The organism is Amycolatopsis nigrescens CSC17Ta-90 (assembly GCF_000384315.1).
Taxonomy (GTDB): Bacteria; Actinomycetota; Actinomycetes; order Mycobacteriales; family Pseudonocardiaceae; genus Amycolatopsis; species Amycolatopsis nigrescens.
This window is the reverse complement of sequence record NZ_ARVW01000001.1, coordinates 7,781,053-7,806,135: the sequence shown is the minus strand read 5'-3', so window position 1 is coordinate 7,806,135 and position 25,083 is coordinate 7,781,053. Positions and strand designations below refer to the sequence as shown.

General features: G+C 69.2%; 21 protein-coding genes, 1 tRNA gene and 2 pseudogenes. 8 read left to right on the top strand and 16 right to left on the bottom strand.

The annotated features are described in order from the left end of the window. Nucleotides 1-8 precede the first annotated feature (8 nt). From AMYNI_RS0136945 to AMYNI_RS0136925, 5 genes are read right to left on the bottom strand one after another with little or no spacing between them, the layout of a single operon-like run. Complete coding sequence (locus AMYNI_RS0136945) at nt 9-1,040, bottom strand: extracellular solute-binding protein (protein ID WP_020673156.1); 1,032 nt, start codon at nt 1,038-1,040, stop codon at nt 9-11. A 3-nt stretch (nt 1,041-1,043) separates the two neighbouring features. Further along, on the bottom strand, nt 1,044-2,108 hold the full coding sequence (locus tag AMYNI_RS46285) for an ABC transporter ATP-binding protein (RefSeq protein ID WP_157357631.1): 1,065 nt from the start codon (nt 2,106-2,108) through the stop codon (nt 1,044-1,046). Beyond that, the gene (locus AMYNI_RS0136935) at nt 2,105-2,911 is read right to left on the bottom strand and encodes an ABC transporter permease (protein ID WP_211225536.1); all 807 of its coding nucleotides are present in this window, start codon (nt 2,909-2,911) and stop codon (nt 2,105-2,107) included. Before AMYNI_RS0136935 ends, AMYNI_RS46285 begins: the two co-directional genes overlap by 4 nt. Next, nucleotides 2,904-3,791: an ABC transporter permease gene (locus AMYNI_RS0136930; protein WP_040407743.1), complete on the bottom strand. Its 888-nt coding sequence runs from the start codon at nt 3,789-3,791 to the stop codon at nt 2,904-2,906. The genes AMYNI_RS0136935 and AMYNI_RS0136930 overlap by 8 nt, the downstream gene beginning before the upstream one ends. A gap of 5 nt (nt 3,792-3,796) precedes the next feature. Further along, nucleotides 3,797-4,732 carry an ABC transporter substrate-binding protein gene (locus AMYNI_RS0136925; RefSeq protein ID WP_169515802.1) on the bottom strand — a complete coding sequence of 312 codons (936 nt, stop codon included), beginning with the start codon at nt 4,730-4,732 and terminating at the stop codon, nt 3,797-3,799. Here AMYNI_RS0136925 and AMYNI_RS49695 point away from each other — a divergent pair. Further along, nucleotides 4,725-4,877, top strand: coding sequence for a hypothetical protein (locus AMYNI_RS49695; protein WP_169515801.1), 153 nt, complete (start codon nt 4,725-4,727; stop codon nt 4,875-4,877). The two genes, AMYNI_RS0136925 and AMYNI_RS49695, sit on opposite strands and share 8 nt — an antisense overlap. 19 nt (nt 4,878-4,896) lie before the next feature. Here the strand turns inward: AMYNI_RS49695 and AMYNI_RS0136920 are convergent, their stop codons facing one another. The 3 genes from AMYNI_RS0136920 to AMYNI_RS0136910 form a co-directional block, all read right to left on the bottom strand. Continuing rightward, the gene (locus AMYNI_RS0136920; protein WP_040407742.1) at nt 4,897-6,195 is read right to left on the bottom strand and encodes an aminotransferase family protein; all 1,299 of its coding nucleotides are present in this window, start codon (nt 6,193-6,195) and stop codon (nt 4,897-4,899) included. Nucleotides 6,196-6,206: 11 nt separating this feature from the next. Continuing rightward, complete coding sequence (locus AMYNI_RS0136915; protein ID WP_020673150.1) at nt 6,207-7,649, bottom strand: NAD-dependent succinate-semialdehyde dehydrogenase; 1,443 nt, start codon at nt 7,647-7,649, stop codon at nt 6,207-6,209. A 205-nt stretch (nt 7,650-7,854) separates the two neighbouring features. Continuing rightward, complete coding sequence (locus tag AMYNI_RS0136910; RefSeq protein WP_020673149.1) at nt 7,855-8,526, bottom strand: TetR/AcrR family transcriptional regulator; 672 nt, start codon at nt 8,524-8,526, stop codon at nt 7,855-7,857. A gap of 111 nt (nt 8,527-8,637) precedes the next feature. On the opposite strand from AMYNI_RS0136910, the gene AMYNI_RS0136905 reads away from it, so the two are divergent. The 6 genes from AMYNI_RS0136905 to AMYNI_RS0136880 all read left to right on the top strand — a co-directional run bounded on the left by AMYNI_RS0136905 (nt 8,638) and on the right by AMYNI_RS0136880 (nt 16,501). Then, complete coding sequence (locus AMYNI_RS0136905) at nt 8,638-11,349, top strand: MMPL family transporter (RefSeq protein ID WP_026361394.1); 2,712 nt, start codon at nt 8,638-8,640, stop codon at nt 11,347-11,349. Next, nucleotides 11,349-13,316, top strand: a complete 1,968-nt coding sequence (locus tag AMYNI_RS0136900; protein WP_020673147.1) for a YhgE/Pip family protein — start codon at nt 11,349-11,351, stop codon at nt 13,314-13,316. Before AMYNI_RS0136905 ends, AMYNI_RS0136900 begins: the two co-directional genes overlap by 1 nt. A gap of 104 nt (nt 13,317-13,420) precedes the next feature. Beyond that, nucleotides 13,421-14,242: an HpcH/HpaI aldolase/citrate lyase family protein gene (locus AMYNI_RS0136895; protein ID WP_020673146.1), complete on the top strand. Its 822-nt coding sequence runs from the start codon at nt 13,421-13,423 to the stop codon at nt 14,240-14,242. After that, nucleotides 14,229-15,377: an acyl-CoA dehydrogenase family protein gene (locus AMYNI_RS0136890; protein WP_020673145.1), complete on the top strand. Its 1,149-nt coding sequence runs from the start codon at nt 14,229-14,231 to the stop codon at nt 15,375-15,377. The genes AMYNI_RS0136895 and AMYNI_RS0136890 overlap by 14 nt, the downstream gene beginning before the upstream one ends. Nucleotides 15,378-15,395: 18 nt before the next feature. Beyond that, complete coding sequence (locus AMYNI_RS0136885; protein WP_020673144.1) at nt 15,396-16,247, top strand: HTD2 family dehydratase; 852 nt, start codon at nt 15,396-15,398, stop codon at nt 16,245-16,247. A 170-nt stretch (nt 16,248-16,417) separates the two neighbouring features. Further along, nucleotides 16,418-16,501, top strand: a tRNA-Leu gene (locus tag AMYNI_RS0136880). On the opposite strand, the gene AMYNI_RS48620 is transcribed toward AMYNI_RS0136880, so the two are convergent. From AMYNI_RS48620 to AMYNI_RS48615, 7 genes and pseudogenes are all read right to left on the bottom strand, one after another. Further along, entirely contained in the window at nt 16,483-18,243 is a 1,761-nt protein-coding gene (locus tag AMYNI_RS48620; RefSeq protein ID WP_026361393.1) for a recombinase family protein, read from the bottom strand. The genes AMYNI_RS0136880 and AMYNI_RS48620 overlap by 19 nt on opposite strands. 150 nt (nt 18,244-18,393) lie before the next feature. Beyond that, nucleotides 18,394-19,641, bottom strand: a pseudogene (locus tag AMYNI_RS46275) (cell division protein FtsK); the annotation flags it as partial. Between the two features lie 4 nt (nt 19,642-19,645). Next, nucleotides 19,646-20,632: pseudogene (locus tag AMYNI_RS46270) on the bottom strand (cell division protein FtsK); the annotation flags it as partial. A 16-nt stretch (nt 20,633-20,648) separates the two neighbouring features. Then, on the bottom strand, nt 20,649-21,350 hold the full coding sequence (locus AMYNI_RS0136865; RefSeq protein WP_020673143.1) for a hypothetical protein: 702 nt from the start codon (nt 21,348-21,350) through the stop codon (nt 20,649-20,651). Continuing rightward, nucleotides 21,347-21,676 carry a hypothetical protein gene (locus tag AMYNI_RS0136860; protein ID WP_020673142.1) on the bottom strand — a complete coding sequence of 110 codons (330 nt, stop codon included), beginning with the start codon at nt 21,674-21,676 and terminating at the stop codon, nt 21,347-21,349. The genes AMYNI_RS0136865 and AMYNI_RS0136860 overlap by 4 nt, the downstream gene beginning before the upstream one ends. Then, the gene (locus tag AMYNI_RS0136855) at nt 21,673-22,008 is read right to left on the bottom strand and encodes a WhiB family transcriptional regulator (protein ID WP_020673141.1); all 336 of its coding nucleotides are present in this window, start codon (nt 22,006-22,008) and stop codon (nt 21,673-21,675) included. Before AMYNI_RS0136855 ends, AMYNI_RS0136860 begins: the two co-directional genes overlap by 4 nt. Beyond that, a complete protein-coding gene (locus tag AMYNI_RS48615) occupies nt 21,984-22,196 on the bottom strand; it encodes a helix-turn-helix domain-containing protein (RefSeq protein WP_084628569.1) in 213 nt (70 codons plus the stop codon). Before AMYNI_RS48615 ends, AMYNI_RS0136855 begins: the two co-directional genes overlap by 25 nt. Before the next feature lie 157 nt (nt 22,197-22,353). Here AMYNI_RS48615 and AMYNI_RS0136850 point away from each other — a divergent pair, with 157 nt between their 5' ends. Further along, nucleotides 22,354-22,734: a helix-turn-helix domain-containing protein gene (locus tag AMYNI_RS0136850; RefSeq protein ID WP_020673140.1), complete on the top strand. Its 381-nt coding sequence runs from the start codon at nt 22,354-22,356 to the stop codon at nt 22,732-22,734. 198 nt (nt 22,735-22,932) lie between these two features. Here AMYNI_RS0136850 and AMYNI_RS48610 read toward each other — a convergent pair whose 3' ends face one another. Then, nucleotides 22,933-24,990: a helix-turn-helix transcriptional regulator gene (locus AMYNI_RS48610; protein WP_281170331.1), complete on the bottom strand. Its 2,058-nt coding sequence runs from the start codon at nt 24,988-24,990 to the stop codon at nt 22,933-22,935. Between the last annotated feature and the right edge of the window lie 93 nt (nt 24,991-25,083).

Genomic DNA, 25,083 nt, shown 5'->3' with positions numbered 1-25,083 from the left:
TGTCCCCTTCAGCTGGTCTGCCAGGCCGTCCAGGACTGGACCACCTTGCTGTAGTTGGCGGTCCACCAGTCCGCGTTGATGAAGACCTTCTCCTCGGCGCGGTCCTCGCTGAGCACGTCGATCTGCCGCTGCACGTCGTTCAGCTCGGGCCTGGCTTTGGTGCTGGCCGCGCCGGCACCGGACAGCTCGGCGAACCGCGCACCCGGTTCCGGCTGGGAGATGAACCGGATCAGGTCGGTGGCCAGGTCCTTGTTCCTGGTCCCCTTGGGCACCACCAGCACGTCCCAGGTCACCGGCACCTTGGTGGGCACCCGCTTCCACTGGGTGCCGCCGGCCTTCAGCGCCGAGTACGCCCGCGCGCTGACCACCAGCGCCATATCGGCCTGGTTGTCCACCATGGCCTGTTGCTGCTGGCCGTAGGTCTGCGCCAGGGTGAGGTCGTGCCGGATCCGGTCGTGCACCTTCAGCGCGCGGTCGACGTCCAGCGGGTACAGCTTGTCCGGCGGCACACCGTCGGCCAGCAGTGCTGCCTCCAGCTGGCCGATGGCCGGGTCCTTGGCGTACATCACCCGCTTGCCGGGGAACTTCGCCGAGTCGAAGAAGTCCGCCAACGACTTCGGCGGGTTGGCGCCGTAGGTCTTCTCGTTGTACATGAACATCAGCCCGAACAACGCGGCCGGCACCCCGCAGTCCGACAGCGTGCCCGGCGGGAAGCTGTCCTTCAGCTCGCCGACGTCGATCTTCTCCAGCAGCGTGCCGCAGTGCTCGCGCGCCATGAACGCGTCGGTGTCCATGATGTCCCAGGTGACCCGGCCCGCCTCCACCATCGCGCGCAGCTTGGCGTTGTCCGACGGGCCGTCCAGGTTGACCTTGACCCCGGTCTGCTTCTGGTACGGCTCCAGGAAGGCCTTGCGCTGCCCGTCCTGGTAGGCGCCCTTGCCGTAGGACACGAACGTCAGCGACCCGCTGTCCCCGCCGCTGCCGCACGAGGACAGCAGCAGGGCGGCGGCGAGCGCCACCCCGATCCCGGTTCGACGCATGTCTCACACTCCTCCGGTGGCGGCCTGCCGCGGGACGGCGGCCTGGTGTCGCGGGCTCCAGCTGGCCACCACCGACTCCCCCGGCGCGGCGGGCAGCTCGGTGCCGGCCAGCCGCATCACCGAGCCCTCGGTGCCGTCGGCGAACCGCAGCCCGATCCGGTGGTGATTGCCGACGTAGGCGATGTCGGTGATCACGGCCTTGCGGCGCGGGCAGTTGTCCGGCACCGAGCCTGGCTCGGCGTGCACGTCCAGCCGCTCCGGCCGGACCACGATCAGCTCGGCCGCGTCACCGGCGCTGTCGGTCTCGTCGGTGAACACATTGGACTCCCCGAGGAACTGCGCCACGAACAGCGTGCTCGGCCGCTCGTACAGCTCGCTCGGGGTGCCGACCTGCTCCACGTGGCCGTTGTTGAACACCGCGATCCGGTCGGACAGGGTCAGCGCCTCCTCCTGGTCGTGCGTGACGAACAGGAAGGTCATGCCCAGCTCGCGGTGCATCCTGGCGATCTCGCGCCGCAGCTGGTCGCGCAACTTCTTGTCCAGCGCCCCCAGCGGCTCGTCCAGCAGCAGGGCGCGCGGCTCGTACACCACGGCACGGGCGAGCGCCACCCGCTGCTGCTGGCCGCCGGAGAGCTGGCGCGGCAACCGGTCGGCGAAGTCGGCCAACCCGACCAGCTCCAGCGCCTCGCGCACCCTGGTCTGGATGTCCGGTTTGGACACCGAGCGCTGCTCCAGCGCGAAGGCCACGTTCCTGGCCACCGTCAGGTGCGGGAACAACGCGTACTGCTGGAACACCACGCCGAGGTCACGCTTGTGCGGCTTGAGCCGGCTGATGTCCGTCCCGTCGATGCAGATCGAGCCGGCGGACAGCGTGGTGAACCCGGCGATCATGGACAGCGTGGTGGTCTTGCCGGAGCCGGACGGGCCGAGGAAGGTCATGAACTCCCCGGCCGCGATGTCCAGCGAGACGTCGTCGACCGCCGGCCGGTGCATCCCGGGGAACACCTTGGAGACGCCGGAGATCCGGATCCCGTGACTGATGGATGTCGATGTGGTCGAGGGCCTCATGGTTCACTCCGGCGTCGGCGGACGAGTTGGGGCAGCAGCAGGGCCACGGTGGTGATCACCACGATCAGGCTGGACGCCGCGGCGATGGTCGGGTCGATCTCGAGGGTGATCGAGTCGTACATCTGCACGGGCAGCGTGCGGATCTCCGGGGTCTGCAGGAACAGCGCGATCACGACCTCGTCCAGCGAGGTGACGAACGCGAACACGAACCCGGATGCGATGCCGGGCAGCAGCAGCGGCAGCGTGATCCGGCGCAGGATCGTCCAGCCGGACGCACCGAGACTGGCCGCGGCGATCTCCACCGTGCGGTCGTAGCCGGCCAGGCTGGTGGCCACCGAGGTGACCACGAACGGCACCGCCAGCACGGTGTGCGCCAGTACGAAGCCCAACAGCGTGCCGTTGAGGTGCCAGCGCAGGAAGGTGCCGTAGATGGCCACCGCGACCACGATGCCGGGCACGATCATCGGCGCCATCATGGCCGCGCGCAGCGGCTCGCGACCGGGGAACCGGCCCCGGTCCAGCCCGATCGCGGCGGCCACCCCGATCACCGTGGCCAGCACTCCGGTCAGCAGCGCGGCCTGCGCCGAGGTGAGCACCGACGACATCCACTGCGGCGAGGAGAAGAACTCCTCGTACCAGCGCAGCGACCACTCCTGCGGCGGGAACTCGAAGGTCTCGCCGGCACCGAAGCTCATCGGGATGACCACCAGGGTCGGCGCCAGCAGCAGCACCGCCACCGCGGTCACCCACAGCCGCAGGCCCCAGCCGATCGAGCGAGTCCGTTTCGCTTGCACACTAGGCACGGTCCACCGCCTGGTTCAGGGCCGCGGTGGGCTTCGCGATCCGGCTGACCGCGAACAGCACCACGAGGGTGACCACCAGCAGCACCGAGCCCATCGCACCGGCGCCGGGGAAGTCCAGCAGATCGCCGACCCTGGTCTCGATCACCTGCGAGACCAGGGACTGCTGCGGAGTGCCCAGCAGCGCCGGGGTCACGAAGAAGCCCAGTGTCACGATGAACACCAGCGAGAACCCCGACACCACGCCCGGCAGTGACAGCGGCACGTACACCCGCGCGAAGGATTTCAGGCGGTTCGCGCCGAGGCTGGTCGCCGCGTCCATCAGCCGCAGGTCGATGGAGCTGAGGTTGCTGTACAGCGGCAGCACCATGAACGGCAGCATCACCTGGACCATGGCCACGGTGACCCCGGTGACGCTGCCGAGCAGCACCACGCCGTCGATCCCGAGCGACGAGAAGAACCGCTCGAGCAGCCCGCCGCGCTGCTCCAGCAGGTACCAGGCGAAGTTGCGGGCCATCACCGACGTCCAGAACGGCAGCAGAACCAGCACGGTGAGCACCGCACGGGTACGCCGCGACACCCGGGTCATCGCGTAGGCGTACGGGTAAGCGACCACCAGCGCCACCAGCGCCACGATCAGCGCGGTGCGCAGGGTCCGCAACAGCACGGTGGCCGAAACGCCATCGGTGAACAAGGCGATGTAGTTGTCCAGGCCGACGGCCGGTTCGGTGAAGCTGCTCCAGACGATGGTGGCCAGCGGGTAGAAGAAGAACACCAGCAGTGTCGCGACCGCGGGCAGCAGGATCCAGCCCGCCACCCCACGCCGCCTGCGCCGCGGCTCGGTCACCACCGTGGGCTCTCCGGTCGTCATGGTCCGCGTCATCGCCATCACCCGGCCATCCACGAGGTGAACTTCTGGGTCACCGCGTCGAAGTTCCCGGCCCACCACTTGGCGTTGCCCAGCACCACGCTGTGCTTGTGCTCCGGGGAGAACGCGTCGATCCGGCGCTGGAGTTCGTCGAGATTCGGCTTGAGCTGCTCGTTCACCGGCTGCACCGAGGCCAGCTCGGAGAACTTCGCGGACTGCTCCGGCCTGCTGGTGAACGCGATGAACTTCATCGCCAGGTCCCGCTTGGCCGAGCCCTTGGGCACCACCAGGTCGTTCCAGTTCACGATGGTCTTGTCCCACACCGGCTCGAACGGCGCGCCGGCCTTGAGCGACTGGTGCGCCCGCGCCGTGGACACCAGCGCCATGTCCACCTGACCGTCCACCATGGACTGCTGGACCTGCCCGTAGGTCTTGGCGAACGTGGTGAGGCCCTTGATCGGGTCGAGCTTGCGCAGCGCGCGGTCGACGTCGAGCGGGTACAGTCCTTCGGCCGGCACGCCGTCGGCGAGCAACGCGTCCTCCAGCAGGCCGGTCGCCACCTCCGGCGGCACGATCCGCCTGCCGGGGAAGCGCACCGGATCGAAGAAGTCGGCGATCCTGGTGGGCGGGTTCGCGCCGAACTTCCTGGTGTCGTACATGAAGATGATGCTGTAGTAGTACGCCGGCACCCCGCATTCGCTGACCGTCTCCGGTGGGAAGGCGTTGCGGTCCACCACCGAGAAGTCCAGCTTCTCCAGGAACGTGCCGCAGTACTGCTCGGCGGCCGCGGCACTGGTGTCCACCGCGTCCCAGGTGACCTTCCCTGCCTCCACCATGGTGCGCAGCTTGGCCTCGTCCACCGGCCCGTCGTTGCGGAACGCGGTGCCGGTCTCCTTGGTGAACGGTTCCTGCCACGCGGTCTTCTGGTTGTCCTGGAAGGAGCTTCCGGTGGACACGAAGGTGAGCGCCGGTGAACTCGATCCGCTTCCGCAGGCCGTCGCGAGCACGACGACCAAGGCCAGGCTTCCGGTGGTGATACTTCTACGCACGGCGACCTCCGAGGTCGGCCTTGAGAATGGCGACAGTGCTGACAGTGCTTGACAGTTCGAACTACCGGGCGTTAGTCCCCGGCCGCGGCCACGTGCTCGCACACGAGACGCACCAGCGTGTCCGCCTGCTCGTCGGTGATGACCAACGGCGGCGAAATCACGATGTTGCTGCCGGCGGCGCGGACGATCAGCCCGTCCGCCCGCGCGCCGGACTGCACGCTCGCGGCGTCGCGGTCCAGCTCGATCCCGAGCATCAGCCCGGCCCCGCGCACCTCGCGCACGTGGTCCAGCTCGGCCAGCGGCGCCAGCCCGGCCATGATCCTGGCCCCCACCGCGCTGGCCCGCGCCAGCAGTTCTTCCCGCTCCAGGATGTCCAGGTTCGCCAGCGCTACCGCGGCGCCGACCGGATGCCCGTTGTAGGTGAAGCCGTGCGGGAACCACGCGCCGTCCACGAGATCCAGCACCCGGCGGCCGACCAGCACGGCACCCATCGGAATGTAGCCGCTGGTCAACCCCTTGGCCGTGACGATCATGTCCGGCTCGATGCCGTAGTGCTCGGCGGCGAACCAGTGCCCGACTCGGCCGAACGCGGTCACGATCTCGTCCAGGATCAGGAGGATGTCGTTGCGGCGCAGCACTTCCTGCACCCGAGGCCAGTAGTCCGGCGGCGGCGGGACCATGCCGCCGACGCCGAGCACTGGTTCGCCGATGAAGGCCGCGATCCGGTCCGCGCCCAGCTCGGCGATCCGCCGTTCCAGCTCCGCGATCAGCGTGTCGGTGTCGTGGTGCAGCCCGTGCGGTTTGCCGAGGAACTCCACGTCCGGCAGCAGCGGCCCGAAACCCTGCCGGAGCGCGTCGATGCCGGTGGCGGCGAGCGAGGCACCGCCCATGCCGTGATAGCCGGCGGTGCGGGACAGGATCACGGTCCGCTCCGGCCTGCCGGCGTGGTGCTGCGCCAGCCGGGCCAGCTTGATCGCGGTCTCGTTGCCCTCGGAGCCGCCGTTGGTGAAGAACACCTTCTCCAAGCCGGGCGGGGCCAGCCGCAGCAGCCGGTCGGCCAGTGCAATGGACGGCTCGTTGGAATAGTCGCCGAAGGAGGAGTAGAACTCCAGCCGCCGGATCTGCGCGGCCGCGGCCTCCGCGAGCTCCGCCCGCCCGTGCCCGACCGGGCACTGCCACAGCCCGCAGGTACCGTCCAAATAGGACTTTCCTTGCACGTCCCACAGCACGGCGCCCTCGCCGCGGTCGAAGATCACCGGCTCGGCCGGCGCGCCGATCGTGGTGTGCGGGTGGATGATCGCGCGCCTGTCCAGCTCGGCGAGCTGCTCGGCCGACCTCGACCGGTCGTCCAGGATCGTCATCTCGGTCATCCGCACGGCCCTCACAGCTTGATCGCGATCGACTTGGTCTCCAGGAACGCCTCGATGCCCTCGGCACCGCCTTCGCGTTCCTGTCCGCTGTTGCGCATGCCGCCGAAGGGCAGCTCCGGCCGCACCGGGGCCGGGTCGTTCACCCCGATCACCCCGAAGTTCAGCCGGTCCATCACGGTCCACAGCCGATTCAGGTCCCGGCCGAACAGGTAGGCCGCCAAGCCGTAATCGGTGTCGTTGGCCCGGCGCACGACCTCGTCGTCGGTGTCGAAGGAGTAGACCGGCAGTACCGGGCCGAAGGTCTCCTCGCGGGTGATGAGCCGGTCGTCACCGACCCCGGTGAGCACGGTGGGCTCGTAGAACGCGCCCTTCAGCTCGGCCGGTCCGGACCACCGCCTGCCCCCGGTGCGCACCTTCGCCCCACCGGAGACCGCGTCGGCGACCTGGCGTTCCACCTTGTCCAGCCCGGACTGGTCGATCAGCGGGCCGATGCCGGTGCCTTCGGCCGCCCCGTGCCCGACGCGCAGCGCGGCGACCTTCTCCTCGATCAGCGCGAGCAGTTCGTCGTGCACGGACCGGTGCACGTACAGCCGGTTCACCGCGATGCAGCTCTGCCCGGCGTTGAAGAACTTGGCCGCCACCACCCCGGCCGCGGCGGCGGGCAGGTCGGCATCGGCGAACACGATCGCCGGCGAGTGCCCGCCCAGCTCCAGCGACGTGCGCCGCAGGTGGGTGCCGGTGTCGCGCAGCAGCCCGAGGCCGACCTCGGTGGAGCCGGTGAAACTCACCTTGCGCAGCCTCGGGTCCGCCAGCAGCGCACCGGCCACCTCGGCCGGCCGCGAGGTCGTGATCGACTGGAGCACCCCGGCGGGCAGCCCGGTCTCTTGCAGGATGCGCACCAACTCGGTGGCGATCAGCGGGGTCTGCTCGGCCGGCTTGGCGATCAGCGGCGCGCCGGCGGCCAGCGCCAGGCCGATCTTGCGGATCAGCATGCTGGCCGGGAAGTTCCACGGCGAGATCGCCAGTGCGGGGCCGACCGGCGCCTTCAGCACCAGTCCCGGCCCGTTCGGCGAGTCCGGCAGCACCCGGCCGCCGGCCCGGCGGGCCTCCTCGGCGCTCCACTCCAGCATCCGCGCACTGCCGAGCAGTTCGCCCCGCGCCTCACCGAGCGGCTTGCCGTTCTCGCTGGTCAACAGCTCGGTCAGGGCGTCGATCCTGATCCGGATCTCGGCGGCGGCCCGGCGCAGGTAGCCACCGCGCTCCTCGGCGGTCACCGACCGCCACGACTCGGCCACCGCGCAGGCCGCATCCAACGCCGCCAGCGCGTCCCGCGCGCCGCCGTCCGCGGCCCGGCCGACCGGCTCCAAGGTAGCCGGATCCACCACCTCGAAGGCGGTGGCGCCCGAACACCACTGCCCATCGACCAACAACGTTGCCCAGGAGTCCGTCGGCATGCCCAGCCTTTCGTCGATCGCGTGACGTGCGGTCTTAGCGGCTTAGTGTTGGGCGCAGTGTTGTGTTTGTCAACACCCGAGTCGGAAACCACGGCTCCCGGCCGCACCGACAAGTGCGGTCATGATCCGAAATGGACAGAGCAGAGCAGGGCGATGACGACCCCATGGCCAGCCGGAAACCGGTGGCCGGCAAGGATTCTGGGACTCAGCCGTGGTCCGGAACGACCAGTGCCGCCAGCAGCAGGGGAAGCACCTCGGTCAGGTAGTGGCTGTCGGCCGCACTGGGCAGCTCGTCCAGGATCGCCCGTTCCAGCAGGGTCTCGTACAGCTTCACGATCGTGATGACGGCACTGCGCGGATCGACGGTCAGCCGCATGCCCAGCCCGCCGAGCATGTCCAGCAGGATCTCGCCGAGCGCGTCGTGAAACCGGCGCTCGGTGTCCGCGGTGGGCGCCCGCAGCTCCGGCCGGCGCAGTGCCTGTGCGCGGAACTCGGCGTTGAGCAGGTACCAGGTCTCGTCCGCGGTCAGCGACTCCATGAACAGCACGCCCGCCTGCTGCAACACCCGGCTGACCGCGTCCGCGGAAGCCGGATCGACCGCGGCAACGGCCTCGTCCACCGCCACCCGCAGACGGTCGGTGCGCTCCCGCATCCGCACCTCGTACACCGCGAGGAACAGCTCGTCCTTGCTGGCGAAGTTCGAGTAGAAGGCGCCGCGGGTGAAGCCGGCGCGTTCGCAGATCAGCTCGACCGGGGCATCGCGAATGCCCAGTTCGATGAACACGTCGTAGGCCGCCTCGATGACCCGCCGCCGGGTCTCCGCGCGCCGCCGGGTCATCCCCCGCGGCCGCCCCAGGTCCGCGCCAGTGGTCGCCATTTCGCCCACCCTACTGCCCTGCCTCACCCGAACCAGTGACCGGATACACGCTACATCGGATACATCATGCATTACGATACACGATGTATCCGGAGAACTCAGGGAGTCGCCGTGTCGTCGTTCCTCTACCGCTTGGGCCGAGCCGCTGCCCGCGGGCGCGTGCTCGTGCTGGCGATCTGGGTAGTCGTGCTGGCCGCGGCCGGCGGCGCGGCCCTGCTGGTCAACCAGGGCACCGACGACACGTTCGCCATCCCCGGCTCGGAGTCGCAGGACGCGCTGGACCACCTCGGGCGGGTCTTCCCCGAGGTCAGTGGCACGTCGGCCCAGCTGGTGCTCGTAGTCGGGGAAGGCGCGAAGGCCGACACCCCGCAGATCCGGGCCGCGGTCGCGCAGACCGTGACGGAGATCGGAAACCTCGGCCAGGTCGCCACCGTGGTGAACCCGTTCGACGAAAGCGTGCACGGCGCGTTGTCGGATGACGGCCGGGCCGCGTTGATCGCCGTGCCGTTGAAGGTGCAGCTCGCCGAGGTCGATCCGGGCACCAAGACCCAGCTCTCGGCCATCGCCGACGAACTGGCCGCGAAGGCCGGTAGCGGCGCGGAGGTCTACACGGGCGGCGACGCGCTGTCCGACCGCGTGCCCAAGCTCAGCCCCACCGAGGGCATCGGCCTCGCCATCGCCCTGCTGGTGCTGCTGCTGATGTTCCGGTCCCTGATCGCCGCGGTCATGCCGCTGGTCACCGCCGTCCTCGGGGTCGGCGTTGCCTCCGGGCTGACCTTCCTCGCCACCCTGGTCACCCCGATCTCGTCCACCGCGCCGATGCTGGCGGTGATGATCGGGCTCGCGGTCGGCATCGACTACGCGCTGTTCCTGCTCTCACGGCACCGAGACCAGCTCGGCGAAGGGCTGGACGTGGAGGAGTCGATCGCCCGCGCCACCGCCACCGCGGGCTCGGCGGTCATCTTCGCCGGCCTCACCGTCGTCATCGCGCTGCTCGGCCTGTCCGTGGCCGGTATCCCGTTCCTGACCACCATGGGCATCGCCGCCGCGGTCGCGGTCGCGCTCGCGGTCGGCATCGCCGTCACCCTCGTGCCCGCGCTGATGTCCTTCGCCGGCAAGCGGTTACGCCCGCGCACCAGGAAACCGCGGCGCAAGCGGCGCCGCCAGAGCCCGCCGATCGCGCGCTGGTGGGTCCGCACCGCGACCAGGGCGCCGCTGGTCACCGTGCTGGTCGTGGTCGCCGGGCTGGCGGTCTGCGCGATCCCCGCCACCGACCTGAGGCTGGCACTGCCCGACAGCGGCACCGAGGAACACGGCAGCCCCGCCCGCGACACCTACGAGGCCATCAGCGAACATTTCGGCGCCGGCTACAACGGGCCGCTGATCGTCACCGCGGACATCATCACCAGCACCGACCCGATCGGACTGGTGAACCGGATCGCCGGCGAGCTGCGGGAGATCCCCGGCGTCGCCTCGGTACCGCTGGCCACCCCGAACCCCAAGGGCGACACCGGGATCATCCAGGTCATCCCGGCCACCGCACCGGACTCGCCACAGACCGACGAGCTCGTTTCCCGGCTGCGCGGGCAGGAGCAACACTTCCTCGACGCGTACGGCACGCGGACCGCGGTCACCGGCATCACCGCGGTCGGCATCGACGTGTCCGCGCAGCTCGGCGGCGCCCTGCTCCCGTTCGGGATACTGGTCGTCGGGCTCTCGCTGATCCTGCTGGCGATGGTGTTCCGCTCCATCTGGGTGCCGATCAAGGCCACCGTCGGCTATCTGCTCTCGGTGGCCGCCGCCTTCGGCGCGACGTCTTTCGTGTTCGTGCAAGGGCATCTCGCCGAGGCGCTGAACGTGACGCACACCGGCAGCGTGATCAGCTTCCTGCCGATCATCCTGATGGGTGTCCTTTTCGGACTCGCCATGGACTACGAGGTGTTCCTGGTCTCGCGCATCCGTGAAGACTTCGTGCACCACGGCGACCCGCACCACGCCATCGAGTCCGGGTTCGTCTCCGCCTCCCGGGTGGTGGTCGCCGCCGCGGTGATCATGTTCGCGGTCTTCGCGGCGTTTGTCCCGGAAGGCAGCGCCACCATCAAGCCGATCGCGTTCAGCCTCGCGGTCGGGGTGTTCATCGACGCCTTCATCGTCCGGATGACCCTGGTGCCCGCGGTACTGGCCCTGCTTGGCCGCCGCGCCTGGGGCCTGCCCCCGAAACTGGACCGGGTGCTGCCGGTGTTCGATGCCGAAGGCGACGCCCTGGTGCACGAGCTGCGGCTCGCCGACTGGCCGGCACCCGGCAGCGACGAAGCCGTCAGCGCACACGCCGTGCGGCTGGACGACGACCGCGGCCGCCCGGTCTACGCCGGCGTCGACCTCCATCTCCCCCGCGGCGGCGTCCTGGTGCTGCACGGCGCGGGCGCCTGCGGCAAGACCGCCTTGCTGTACACCCTCGCCGGCCGGGTCACCAAGTTCACCGGCGACCTCAAGGTCCTCGGGCGCGTGCTGCCCCAGCACACCCACGCCCTGCGCCGCGACGTCGCCGTCGTCCCCTGCCGCGACACACCGCACGCCGCTCAGCAGATCGCCGCCGCCCTCGACAGCGACGCCGAACTTGTCTTCGTCGACGACGTGGACCTCGTCCTCCGCCCCGACAGCCGCGACCAGTTGCGCGCACTGCTCGCCGAGCGCCGTACCCGCTCGGCTGGGCCCGCGTCGTTCGTGCTGACCTGCCAGGATCCCGAGCGCATCCGGGATCTGGTGCCAGCCGGCGCGACCCGCCGGCACCCCCTCACCGCCCAGCCAGCCGAGGTCTCCTGATGCTCAAGCCCTTCGCCGACTCCGCCCGCGCCATGGCCTCCGGACCGCTGACCTGGCGCACCTGGACCGGCCTGATCGCCGTCCCGCTGATCGTGATGGGCCTGCTCACCTGGGCGTTCTGGACACCGGATAGCAACCACGGCACCGCCGAGGCCGCCGTGGTCAACAACGACGAACCGGTCAAGGTCAACGGCCAGACCATCCCGCTCGGCCGTCAGCTCGCCGGCGACCTCACGCACAGCGAGGATTCCGCCTACACCTGGGTCCTCACCGACGCCGACGACGCCGCCGCGGGCATCGCCGACGGCACCTACGCCGCCACCGTGACCATCCCCCAGGACTTCTCCGCCCGCGCCACCTCGGCCGCCACCGGCGAACCCCTCGATGCACGCCAGGCCCAGCTGCAGGTGCAGACCTCAGCCGCCACCGGGGTCACCGATCCCCGCCTCGCCGATCTGGTCGCCCAAGCCACCCAGCGCACCCTCAACCAGCAGGTCGTGCAGACCTATCTGGACAACATCTACGTCGGCTTCACCACCATCCACGAACAGACCAACCAGGCCGCGGACGGCGCCGCCCAACTCGCCGGCGGCACCGCGGAACTGTCCACCGCGGCTGGCCAACTCGCGGCCGGAGCCGGCCAACTCGCCGACGGAACGGGCCAACTCGCCGAGGGCTCCGGCAAGCTGTCCACCGGGCTCAGCCAGGCCGAACGCGACACCGCGCAACTGCCCGCCCTCACCCACCAGCTGGCCAACGGCGCCGGCCAGGTCGCGGATGGCAACGAGCAACTCGCCGCCATCGTGGTGCCACTGGCCGACCGGATCATCGCCGCGATCGACGCCCTGCCCTCGGCGAAGGACTCCGCCGGGCAGTTCCGCCGCCTCGCCGACGACTGCGCCGCGAAGGGCGGCTCAGACTCCTTCTGCCGCGACCTCCGCCGGGCCGCGGACGTGTTCAGCACCGACGCGCAGAAGTTCGACGACGCGAAGGCGGGCGTCCGCGCCAACGCCGTCAAGGCCCGCGACTCCATCCAGACCCTCGCGTCCGGCGCCCGCCAGGTCGCCGACGGCAACGCCCAGCTCGCCGGCAAGTCCGCCACCCTCACCGAGGGAATCGCGACCGCGGCCGATGGCGCACGTCGGCTCGACGACGGCATCCGGGAGGCCAACACCGGCGCGCGGAAGCTGGCCACCGGATCCGGGCAGCTCGACGAAGGCGTCAAGAAGGTCGACGACGGCGCCCACCAACTCGCCACCGAGCTGGACAAGGGCCGCGATCAAGTGCCCAGCTACACCGACGACGAACGCGCGCACCTCAAGACCGTCGCCGCGGACCCCAGCACCGCGAGCACCGACAGCACCCCGGTCGGGACCCTGGCCGTCACCCTGTTCGCCGCACTGGCCCTGTGGGCGCTGGCGCTGGCCACCTACATCGTCACCAAAGCCGTCCCCGACGCCGTGCTCACCGCCCGCGAGCCGACCTGGCGGATCATCCTCCGCGCTGCCCTTCCCGGCGCGACGGCCGCCGCCATGGCCGCGCTCGCCATCACCGCGATCGCCGTCCCGGTGCTGAAACTGGGCGTCGCGGGCAGTATCGGGTTCCTGTTCATCGCGCTGCTGGCCGCGTCCGCGTTCGTCGCGCTCAACCAGGCCGCCACCGCGATCTTCGGCCGGGCCGGACGGCTCGCGTCACTGGCCGTCCTCGTCCTCGCCGGTGCGACCGGCGTCGTCTCGACGCTGCCGGGCCCGCTGTACACCCTCGCCGGCTACCTCCCCACGCACGGCGCCGTCCTCGCACTCCGCGCCGCGGCCACCGGCGGCGCCGGCCTCACCACCGGCATCGCCCAGCTGGCCGCCTGGCTCCTCGTCGGCGCCCTCACCTCGATCCTGGTCACCGACCGGCGCCGCTACCTGTCCACCAGGATGGTCCGACTGCCCGGCACCCGGCCACTGGTGACGATCTGACCGAAGGCCGTCTCCAAGAGTGTCCGATGTAGACAGCGGCGGCTGGAGATGCATCCAGTACGATGCGAAAGGCGCTCAGCACAGGATCCGGAGTTCTCGGGAAGGTGACCACGAACGCACAGGACGCCCGCACGATGCTCTTCGTCCCCGGCGACCGGCCGGACCGGTTCGCCAAGGCCGCCGGTGCCGGTGCCGATCTGGTGGTGCTGGACCTGGAGGACGCCGTCTCCCCCGGTAGCAAGAGCGAGGCGCGCGAGCACGTGACCGCCTGGCTGGCCGATGGCCACCGATGCGCCGTCCGCGTGAACGCTCCGCGCAGCCCGTGGCACCTCGAGGACCTGGCCGCGCTCGCACCGTACCGCTGCCCGGTGATGCTGCCGAAGGCCGAAGACCCGGCCACGGTACAAGGAGCCAGCGAAGCGTTCCCGGCGCTGATCGCCTTGATCGAAACCGCGAAGGGAGTGCTCGACGCCCCGGCCATCGCCGCCGTGCCGGGCGTCCAGCGCCTCGCCTTCGGCAGCTTCGACCTGGCCGCCGAGCTGGGCGTCAACCCGGCCGACCGGGAGGCGCTGCGGACGGCCCGCGGCGCGCTGGTGCTCGCCTCCGCGGCCGCCGGGCTGCCCGGTCCGGTCGACGGGGTCACCGGCAACCTGCACGACGAGGGCGTGCTCACCGACGATGTCCGCTACGCGCGCCGGCTCGGCTTCACCGGGAAACTGTGCGTGCATCCGAAACAGGTCGCCGCTGCCGCCGACGCGCTGGCCCCCGGTGCGGACGAGATCCGCTGGGCGCGAACGGTCGCCGACGCGGCCGCCGATGGCGGAGCCGTCTCGGTCGGTGGCGACCTGGTCGACAAGCCGGTCCTGGATCGCGCCCTGCGCATCCTCCGGCAGGCAACGAAAGGATCGGGCGATGAAGCTCAATGAGGACGAAACGCAGCTGGTCGCGCTCGTCTCCGAGTTCGTGGACGAACGGGTGCGGCCGCGGGTGCGCGAGTTCGAGGAGGACGACCTCTACCCGGCCGAGTTCATCGACGAGATGAAGAAACTCGGGTTCTTCGGGCTTCTGGTGCCCGCCGAGTACGGCGGTGTCGACGTCAGCACCGCCTGTTTCGCCAGGATCACCGAGGAGCTGGCACGAGGCTGGATGAGCCTGGCCGGTGCGATCGGCGGTCATTCCGTGATCAGCTACCTCCTCCGGACCTTCGGCACGCCGGAACAGCGCGAGCGGTACCTGCCCGCGATGGCCGAAGGGAACATCCGCGCGACGATGGCGCTCACCGAACCCGGCGGTGGCAGCGACCTCCAGGCCATCCGCACCCTGGCCGTCGCCGACGAGGACGGGTGGTCGATCACCGGGTCGAAGACCTGGATCTCGAACGCGGCGCATTCCGGGCTGATCGGCCTGCTGTGCGTCACCGACCGCGAAGCCGAGCCGGCTCACCGCGGGATGAGCGTGCTGCTCGTCGAGCCCGGTGACGGCCTCACCATCTCGAAGAAGCTGCCCAAGCTGGGCTACCGCGGGGTCGAGGCGTGCGAGCTGGTCTTCGAGGACTGCCGGGTCCCGGCGGACGCCGTGCTGGGTGGCGTGCCGAACCAGGGCTGGGCACAGATGATGCGCGGCCTCGAGGTCGGCCGCGTCCAGGTCGCCGCTCGTGCCCTCGGCGTCGGGCAAGCGGCGCTGGACGCCGCGGTGCGCTACGCCCAGGAGCGCGAGTCCTTCGGCAAGCCGATCTGGAAGCACCAGTCCGTCGGCAACCTGCTCGCCGACATGGCCACCAAGATGCGCGCCGCCCGCCTGCTCACCCTCGACGCCGCCGAACGACTCGACGCGGGCGAACGCGCCGACATGGAAGCGGGCATGGCCAAGCTGTTCGCCTCCGAAACCGCCATGCAGGTCGCCCTCGACGCCATCCGCGTGCACGGCGGCTACGGCTACTCCAAGGAATACGACGTCGAACGCTACTTCCGCGACGCGCCGCTGATGATCGTCGGCGAGGGCACCAACGAAATCCAGCGCAACGTCATCGCCGCACAACTCATCGCCCGCAACAGGATCTGAGGAGGTTCGTTGGCGGCCATGGAGAACTGGAAGCCGCACACCGTCACCACGCACGAGTCGATCGACCCCGCTCCGGTCGCCGCGCTGGCCGCGCTGTTCGACAACGGCCTGCCCGCCCCATGCCTCGGCGAGCACCTGCCTCCGCTGTGGCACTGGGTCGCCCTTCCCCGCTGGCCCGTCTCCTCGGAACTGGGCTCCGACGGCCATCCCGCGCTCGGCGACTTCCTGCCACCGATCGCACTCCCCCGCCGGATGTTCGCCGGTGGAGAGGTGGTCTTCCACGGCGCGCCCAAGGTCGGCGACACCGTCCGCCGTGAGTCCACCGTGGAATCCGTGACCGAGAAATCCGGCCGTTCCGGCGAGTTGGTCATCGTCGTCGTGCGCACGCGCCTGTCCAGCGAGAACGGGACACTCCTGCTCGATGAGCGGCAGAACCTCATCTACCGCGAAGCGTCGGCGACCGGCTCACACCCAGCCCCTGAGGACGCGGCAGAACTGCGGCCTGCCGGCAGCCCGTTTCGCCGGTCCCGTGACGGAACATGGGAGTTCCACACCGATCCGACGCTGCTGATGCGCTTCTCAGCCGCCACCGCCAACGCCCACCGGATCCACTACGACTGGCCATACGCCACCCGCGTCGAAGGCTATCCCGGCCTTGTCGTGCACGGACCGCTGATGACCCTCGCCGTTGCCGAAGTCCTCCGCCTGGACCGGCGGCCTGGCCAGGTCGCCCGCCTGAGCCACCGCAACAAGGCCCCACTCTTCTGCGGTGAACCCGCACGACTGACCGGAACCGAACTACTCGGCCCCGACGAACAACCGCGCCTGACCCTGCACCTCGGCCCGCCCGATCAATCATCTCGCGGCTGATAAGGACGTAGCCACCGGGGGGCCTGGTCACCCTGCGACGCACCACCCTCACTGCGGGCATACCGAGCGCCTGTTACTCACGGTGAACCAGAGGCTGCTGAAGCTAGTGAGACACCCTGCCGACCCGGTTGGCACCCCCTCGTAGCCGTCCGTTAGTCTGTCTCCAGCAAGTCCGAGTGGCGGAATGGCAGACGCGCTAGCTTGAGGTGCTAGTGCCCTTAACGGGCGTGGGGGTTCAAGTCCCCCCTCGGACACACGCACTAACCCTACGGGGCGGGCGGATGGTCACATCGACCATCCGCTCTTTTGCGTCGTAGACCATCTCAAGGCCGATCTCCCCGTACAGCTCCTGAAGCCGTGCCGGGCTGGCGTGCTTGAGCTGGTGCCCGGTCACGGAGAGCGAGTCCACCAGAGCCTCAACCTCCGCCCGGCCCAGCGAAGCGCCCGCAGGCATGCGCGCCAGCTCCTCTTCGGCCGCGTCATGTTCCTCCTTCGCCCGGTTGAGCGGCTCGATCAAGGCGCCCGGCTCCGCCCCAGCCTCGATCGCTTGCTGAAGCCGAGTCAGTCGCGTCCTGGCTTGAGTCAGCCGACGTTCGGCGTCCGCGGTTCGCTCGGGATTCACATTCACATCACCGGCCACGCCGAGCATCGCGAGTACTGTGGCGTCCCGCTGATCCGACGAGAACACCCGCCCGATGTAGTCATTGACCGGCTCGATCACCGCGGCTTCGGGCAGATACACGTTCTTCGGGTGGTCGATGAGCGCTGGTGATCCCGGCACGAGCGTCCGCGCGGCACAGCGGTAGTAGATCCGGCTCTCCCGGGGCGTCCCTTCCATCTTGCGCTGGCAATGGCCACACCGAACTCGCCCACGGAACGCATAGGTCCACTTCGTCTGCCTCGGACCGCGCTCCAGCTTCCGACGCGCGGGCAGCCCGCCGGCCGCACGCGAGCGCCGCAGAATCTGGACCTCAGTGAAGTCCTCAACCGAGACGATCGCCGGATGCGCAGGCTTGCGGGACCGCACGATCCGATCTGATCCCGCTCGCCGGAACCTGGTCACATGGCCAGCCGCTACGTCATCCGGGTCGAGAAGCATCTCCTGCCGCGCCCACCTGCCGAAGAATGCGTACCCGGTGTATCGCGGGTTCTCCAGGATCGACCGGGTTGTGCTGCCTTGCCAGCCATCGGCGAGTCGGTGGCGGTTCTGGTCCGGTCGCCGCGCGGACGGACAGGGAATGCCGTCGCGATTGAGCCCATTGGCTATCGCCCGGTCGCCCTTGCCGTTCAGGTACTCCGCGAAGATCCGCCGGACAACAGCCGCGGCTTCCTCTTCAATCGCGAGCACCCGCAACCGGAAGCCTTCGGCAGCCTTACGCGGATTCGGGTGCGGGCCGGCGTCGACAACGACGTATCCGTACGGCGCCCGCCCACCTTGGTGACGTCCCTCGTTGATCACCTGGGCGTCCATCGCCGCGCGGACGCGAGCCTGAACATGCTGACGTTCGGACTCGCTCATCCCGCCCAGCACGCTCATCAGCATCTTGTGCGAGGGATTGCGCGCGTCGAACTTCCCGCCCAGTTCGGGCACCCACAGTTCCACCCCGTAGGCCGCGAACCTCGGCGCGATCAGCGAGAACTGGTTGCCGAACCAGCACCGCGTGCCTTCGCCGACAACCACCGCGTCCCAGTCGCGCCGCGGGTTCTTCAACTCGGCGAGCAGCCGCGCCGCCTCGGTCCGCCGGTCCCAGGGCACGGAACGCGACTGCCCGACATCGAAGTACTCCGCCACGATCCGGCCGCCAAGCGGCTCGACGAACTTACTCGCGTTCCCGACCTGCCATCCTCGCGACGTCTCAGGGTCCTGGTTGTCCTCGGTCGAGCACCGGCCGTAGACCGCCAAGGCCCCGATCCCCTCATCCACTGGATCGGCGACCTCAAGACCCAGGATCTCGTCAAGCGTCGACCACGGATCACTGATGATTTCAGCCGTCACGGTCCACCTCTTTCACCGGCCCATCCAGTACCGGCACCTCGGCAAGCTCGATCAGTATGGCCAGCAACGCACGCGCAACAGCAGGCGTCAGCTCAGGTAATCTCCCAGGTAGAATAACCTTAACCTGCCCTTCTTCCGAGTGAGCCACCCTCACGGCCGGTCATCCTCGACAGTCGGATCCTCGTGGCCCATAGCGCAGTCGACGGCACTCTTGATTTCAGCCGTGAGGTACCCGCGCACCTGCCGCGTTTCGCCGTCGTCTGCTGTCACTCGGTCCCGCGTACGGCGGCATCCCAGCTCGCTCATCTGCTGCGCGAACGTCTTCGGGTCGATCTCCAGTGCGTCCAGGAGTTCGGCGGTCGGCACGAAGTCCCGCCCGTCCGGACTGAGGTCATCGCCGAGATAGTCCACGATCACCGCGAGCGGCTCCGGCAGGCTGCCCGACGGGCGAACCGCGTCAACGGCGCTACCTGCACCGATTGCCTTCGCCGCGGCGGCATGGTCGAGCACGGGTGTTGTGTCCTGCCCGGCTGCGTGCCCTGTCAGCGTCCCGGCCGCTTCGCGGAGCGCTCGGCCCTGCTTGCAGATGGTCTGCCAGTCCTCGTTCGGCATGTAGTAGGTCCGCACGGTCATCGCGAGCACATCGGCACCAGCCGCCGTGTCGCCGTCCGGCCGCAGAATCCCCACGCCCTTGTGCGAGGGCAGCAGCCGGCTGGAGTCGAATCCGCGGGTGTTCATCTGCTCGCCGAGCACGATGTTGGAGTCGCGCCAGTCCATGACCCGTAGCGCGAACCGCGACCCGAGCACGGCACGCAGCCCGGACGGGATCGTTTTCGAGTCCGGCCGCTGCGTCGCGAGCACCAGCACGATCCCGGCCGCCGGTCCCTTCTTCGCCAACCAGGTCAGCAACTCGCCGACGTACTCGCCCGCCGTGAGCTTCTTCCCTTGCACGTCAACGGGTGTCCGGTCTTCGAGCGGCACCTGGACCTCATCGATGAAGATCGCGGTCACCGGCATGTCCAGCGCCTTGTCGCGGGACATCTCCGGGGTGACCTTCGACTCCGGGCAGGTCAGGTCGTCCAGGTCCCGCATCCGCCGGTACCGCCCCTGCACCTCGGCGACCAGTTCAACGAGCCAGTCCACCAGGGCCAGCACGTGTTCGGTTTCGTCGCCGGACATGAACCGGTGTGCGACTTGACCGGCAGCATCCCAATCCTTACCTGCCTTGAAGTCCGCCACGTACAGCCGCACCCACGCATCCAGAATCAATCCGGCCGCCGCGAGCCGCGCGGCGAACGTCTTGCCCTGCCGCGGAATCGCACCCACGAGCAGCGACGTCCATACCAGCGGCAGGTCAATCCGCCGGTCCCGTGCATCCCGTCCGAACGGCACCGGCCGCCGCGAGCCGCGCGGCGAACGTCTTGCCCTGCCGCGGAATCGCACCCACGAGCAGCGACGTCCATACCAGCGGCAGGTCAATCCGCCGGTCCCGTGCATCCCGTCCGAACGGCACCGGCCGCCACGCGTCCCACTTCGACACGCCGAGCAGCGGCGTCCGCAACGGAGGCGAGCTGTACGGGTCCTCGTCGGCGACCCACATGGACACCCGTCCGGCATGTCCGCCGTTGCCGCGCACCCGCTCGACAATGAGCTGGACTTCATCGACAGCGAGCGCCGACGCGAGCGCATCCCGGTTCTTCACGACATCGGCGGCCTTGCGGGTCGCCGGCAAGTCGACGGTGATGGCCCACCCATCGCCGACCCGCGTCGCCCGCTCGACCAGCCGCAGGGATTCATCCTTGCCGATCAGCTTCGCGTCCCGGAACGCGTCGACCAGAACTTGCGGGTCCATCGTCCAGGTGAGCGTCCGCGGCCCGGCGAGCGCCGGCTTCCTTCCTGGACTGCCATCCTTGCGGCGGCCCAGGATCGCCAGTGCCGCCGACGCGGCGGCCCCGGCGATCCACAGTGGATCGGTGCCGTACACGAGATCCACCAGTACGACGACCACGGTCACTACTGCGAACAAGGCACCAGTGATCTTCCAGCGGAACAGGGTGAGCACCCGAATCTCGGTGAACTTGTCCGCCAGCTTCTCCGACTCCTCAGCCGCCGTGCGGTAGTCCTGCACCGTGACCCACCCACGCCACCAGCGGGCGCCGACGACGATCCCGCGCACGACCGCGCCGAGATACCGCAACGGCGACTTCAGCACCCACACCACGGCGTCCTTGACAGCCTGCACCGCCTGCGGCTTGCTCTTGAGCCACAGCGGCACCCGCGGCGAGTGCAACCACCAGAGCGTGAAGCGGTTCCGCCGCGTCCTCCGACGACGCGGTTGTGGCAACGTGTCGTCGACCAGCACGCCGTCCAGCACAGGTTCGGCCTTCATCGGCAAGGCGTCCGACTCAGTCATCCGCCACCTCCGCGAGCAACGCGCGTGCGAGCCGCGGAGACAACCCACGCGAGCACCCGGTGGCCTGCCGCACCCAAGCCGCAGTGATCTCCACTCCCGGCGACCAGCTGGCCCGAGCGTCCGCCAGATAGTCCGCGAACAACTTCCGCCGCCCCGCGTTCACAGACTCCCCGTGAACGTCCCGCCGTTCACCGGCCGCGACCAGCACGGCGTCGGTCAGCTTGTCCCGCAGGTCGGTGATCGCCTCGACCGCGGCGAACACGACCAGCGGCGGCACCGAGTGCAGCACGATCGCGGCCGGCTCGCCCTCGGCATAGGACGCCCAGGTGTTCATGACGTACGTCGCCGCGAGCGTGAACCACTTCGCCCGCCGGACCCACCTGCCGGTCTTGACCTTGTACCGCGCCGTCACCTGCTCGGCGCGCAGGATCGCCAGCAGAACGAGCGACACCGTTGGGTCGAGCGCCCAAGCCGCCAGCCACGGCAGCGACCAGGCACGAGTCCCCGCCGACGCGAACGTCTGGACGTTCGTCATCGTGAACGCCAGCCCGAGCACGATCCCGGACCAGCACATCCAGTCAACCTGCCGACGCACCCGCTCGATCCGCAGCGCCACGACGTCCGGATCGGTCTCGTACGCCCGCACCTCCGCCGCTTCGGCCGCATCTTGCGCGAGCCGTTGAGCCCGGTTCATCGGCGACCACCCCGCTTCGAGGTGTCGACCGTGGTCACGGTCATCGCCCTGGTCAGCGCGTAGGACGCGAACAACGCAGGCAACCCGAGCACCGCGAACAGCAGCCACCGCTCGCCCGGATGTGCGATCACGACCCACTGAACCGCCACGATCAACCCGGCGTTGAACAACACCCGCCCGACCAGCGACACGAGCCGTGCACCGGACCGCGCAGCCTCAGCGGCCGCCTTCGCCCGGCGAGCCCCGGCCCGCCAGACCCAGAACAGCACGAGCAGCGCCCCGACCCCGGCGAGGATCTGCGTAGGAGTCACGCTGATGCCGTTCATAGCGCACCCCGATCGACCCGCTCGCCGCGCCGCAGCCAGTGCGGATAAAGCGCCCGGCGGTCGTCGTCGGTCATCGCGCCCCAGACTCCGACCGTCTCGGCACCGGCCGTGCGCAGCTCCAGCTCCAGGCACTCGTCCTGCACCTGGCAGCCGCCGCACAACAGCTTCGCCAGCTCAGAGTCGGTCCGGGCATCCGGCGGTCCGTCGTCCGGCGACGGCCACATACAGACACCTTCGCTGGTCACGATGTCCGTCAGCACGTCCGTGGGGACCCACCGCAGGCGGTCGAGCCGCCACGCGATGCCGATCAGCCGGAGGTCGTCGGCGTGCATGCCGCACCTCCGTCCTGCTTCGAAGGGCCAAGCCACCGAGCCAGTTCGGGCGACGACACCCGCAGACCGGAGCGGCAACGCGTCGGGCGCAGTTCGCCCGTCCGGATCGCCCGGCTCACCGCGGGACGGGAGACGCCCAGAATCCAGGCGGCTTCTTCAAGGGTGTGAAAGGTGATTTGCGAGTTCATAAGAAAAGACCAATCTGATGATTTCAAGACTATGTTGTTGATTTCAGCGCTACTACGGGCGCGTTTGTCCGACGCGCCGCTGGCAATGCGCTAGGCGACGTGGTGAAAGCTCGACGAACCGCTAATCTCGGCGCTGAGGCGGAGCGCGGAGGAATAGGTGTCGGAAGACTGGGCGGCAGTCGCCAAGGCGATCAACATGCGCGTCAACGAACTCGGCTGGCGACAACGCGAGCTGGCCGAGCGGTCGCACGTGTCCCAGGCGATCGTGCGCGAACTGCAGCACCACACCGTGGAGCGGCGCCGCAGCGCCCGCACCCTCGAAGCGCTGTCGACGACCCTGGGCTGGCACCCGCAACATCTGCTGGCCGTACTGCAAAGCCGCACACCGCCGCACCCGGACGAGCCGGCCGACGACGACCACGAGCTGTGGTCCCGGCTGGACGCGCTCGAACAGCGTCTGGCCGAGATCACCGACCGGCTCGAAGACGTTCAATCGAACCTCGCGACCGTGGTCGAACATGTCCGCTCGAAGCGCTGAGACCGGGCGATTCAGGTTGGTGAACCAGGTGATTTCCATACCTAGGATTCAAGGCCGAATCAGCACCCGATCCCATGCACAACCAGTGCAGGAGCAGCGCACAACCACCGCATATCCGCTGCACATCGGCCTTTCGGAGCCCCGATGAGCCGGACAGGCGAATGGACCGGGCGATCAGCGTCAGCCCTTCAAGCCGCCTTACGGCTGAGCAACGAGAAATTCGCCGAAAAGCTCGGTATCGGTGCGCGCACTGTGGCGTCCTGGCACAAGAAGCCCGATCTCCGGCCACAGTCCGAGATGCAACAGATCCTGGACAGCGCGCTTCAACGCGCTTCCGATGCCGAGCACGCCCGGTTCTCCGAACTCCTCGGCGAGGCCGGCGAGGCCCTGGACACCTCGGAAGCCGACCGCCGCCTTGCCGCGGACCCGCACATCGGCGCGGCACTCGAATGGCTCGACCGTCATGCGCGCTGGTCTCCGGGCACCGGCCGTCGCACCGTCGCGTCTCGGGTCACGACGGTTGACGCCCACGCTCTTCACGACCGCGCAACCCGGCGCGCGTGGGTCAGCCAGCGTGATGTCATGGAGGCACTGACCACCTACTACGGCCGCCGCCTCGACGACCACGGCCTCTACGGAGGGCGCTGCGGCGAGCTTGCCGTGAACACCAGCGTCCTGACCTGCTCGGAGTGGCTCGACCTGGAGTGTGAACTCCGGCCGCAACACGACCGGCTCACCGTCGCGACCCGCGCCCCGGAAGCTGACCTCGAACTCGACGAGCACGCGGCGGACGTGGCCGTTCAGCGGCTGGCCGAGACGCTGTCCATGAACACCCGGCTCGTGAACGGGCCGATCTACCGCCTCATGGGCACGGACATCCGTGAACACCACCTCGGCGGCGCCTTCGGCATCACGCACTTCGTGCACTACGCCCTGACCATGGACCTGCTCGAAGGCGAACTCGTCGACTCCATCGCCAGCGAACTCCTCATCCTCGATCACGACCAGACTGGCGAACTCGTAGTTCCCGCTGACCAGGTTGAACCCGAACCCAGTGCACTCCATCCGCAGCCGGCCCGGTCGCTCTGCCAGCCAGCGCATCGGCGCGGACAGCCTGCTCGGGTGCATCGGGTCGGCCGCACGCTGTCCGCCCGCCGTGTTGTCGACGTCAGCGCGCCCGAACAGCTCCTTCTCCAGTTCGCGTCGCAGTGTTGCCCCGATCCGCGCGTCCGCACGATGGTCCACCAACGGCCGGTGGAACGCTTTGGGAATGACCGCCAACCTGCCCGCCGCGTTAAGCACGCGTCCGGATCGCTCCTGGACGAGCAGCAAGTAGTCCGGTCCGCCGCGGTGCGGGTCGGCAGGCCGCGCGATCGCGGTCAACGCGAGTACTCCGCCCGCGCATAACCGTCCGGCCAGATCGAGCACCGCCGCGAAGTCCGGCAAGTACCTGTCCCGCAACGGCACGTCACCGGGCCGCAAGCACCTCCCGGCCGACAAGCTGTCGTTCAGCTCGCGCTCCAGCAGATCCACGCTCAAGGCGTACTGAACGAACGGAACCAACCCGACCTTGCCCACCACGGCCCCAGGTCCGGCCTCAAGGTCCAAGAGCCGGTAGATCGGCACGTCCGCGATCCGCACTTCATTCGCCGCAGCTTCCGCCAGCCGCCGAACCGCCGCGCTCTCGTCGACGCCGTGGCCCGGCCGTTCGATGTCGGGCAGCAACGCAAGGCGATCGCATTCAGGAGTCAACGGACACGCCAAGTCCGTCCATTCTGGACGAGTCAGGATGCTGGTCCGTACCTCGGCCTGCGCACAGCGAGCCTGGTAGATCGAGTATCCAGGAGGCGGATCACCGTAGTAACCCGCCAACGCTTCGGCAAGGCTCCCTCGACCGATCGACAGTCGGGCGCGCCGCTCCACCGGTCCCCGAGCTTGGACGCGTCCGCGAGTTGTACCCGGACTCCAGCCGACACGCCGATCCAGCCAGTTGAACGCGGGCTCAAGCTCCGACCAGGCTCGTGTCGACGGTCCCGGAGCCGGCCGCACGTCGATGAGCTGCCGCAGCTCGTCCGTCGACCGCCCGAGCACCTTCGCCAGCTTCGGCCACTGGAACGGAAGCGGCGCGTGATCTCCGGCTTCCCAGCGGATCACCGTGGACCGATCGACGCGCATTACCTCCGCGAGCCTCTCTTGAGTCAGTCCGGCCGCCTTACGGGCTGAAACCAGCTCCTTCCGTCGCCGGAAGCTAGTCACCTGACTACCTCGCTCGTGCCGATTGGAACATCAGCCTAGCACCCATACCGGCAGGTAGATGCTTTGAGTGCCACGTCCCTGCGACGAAACTCC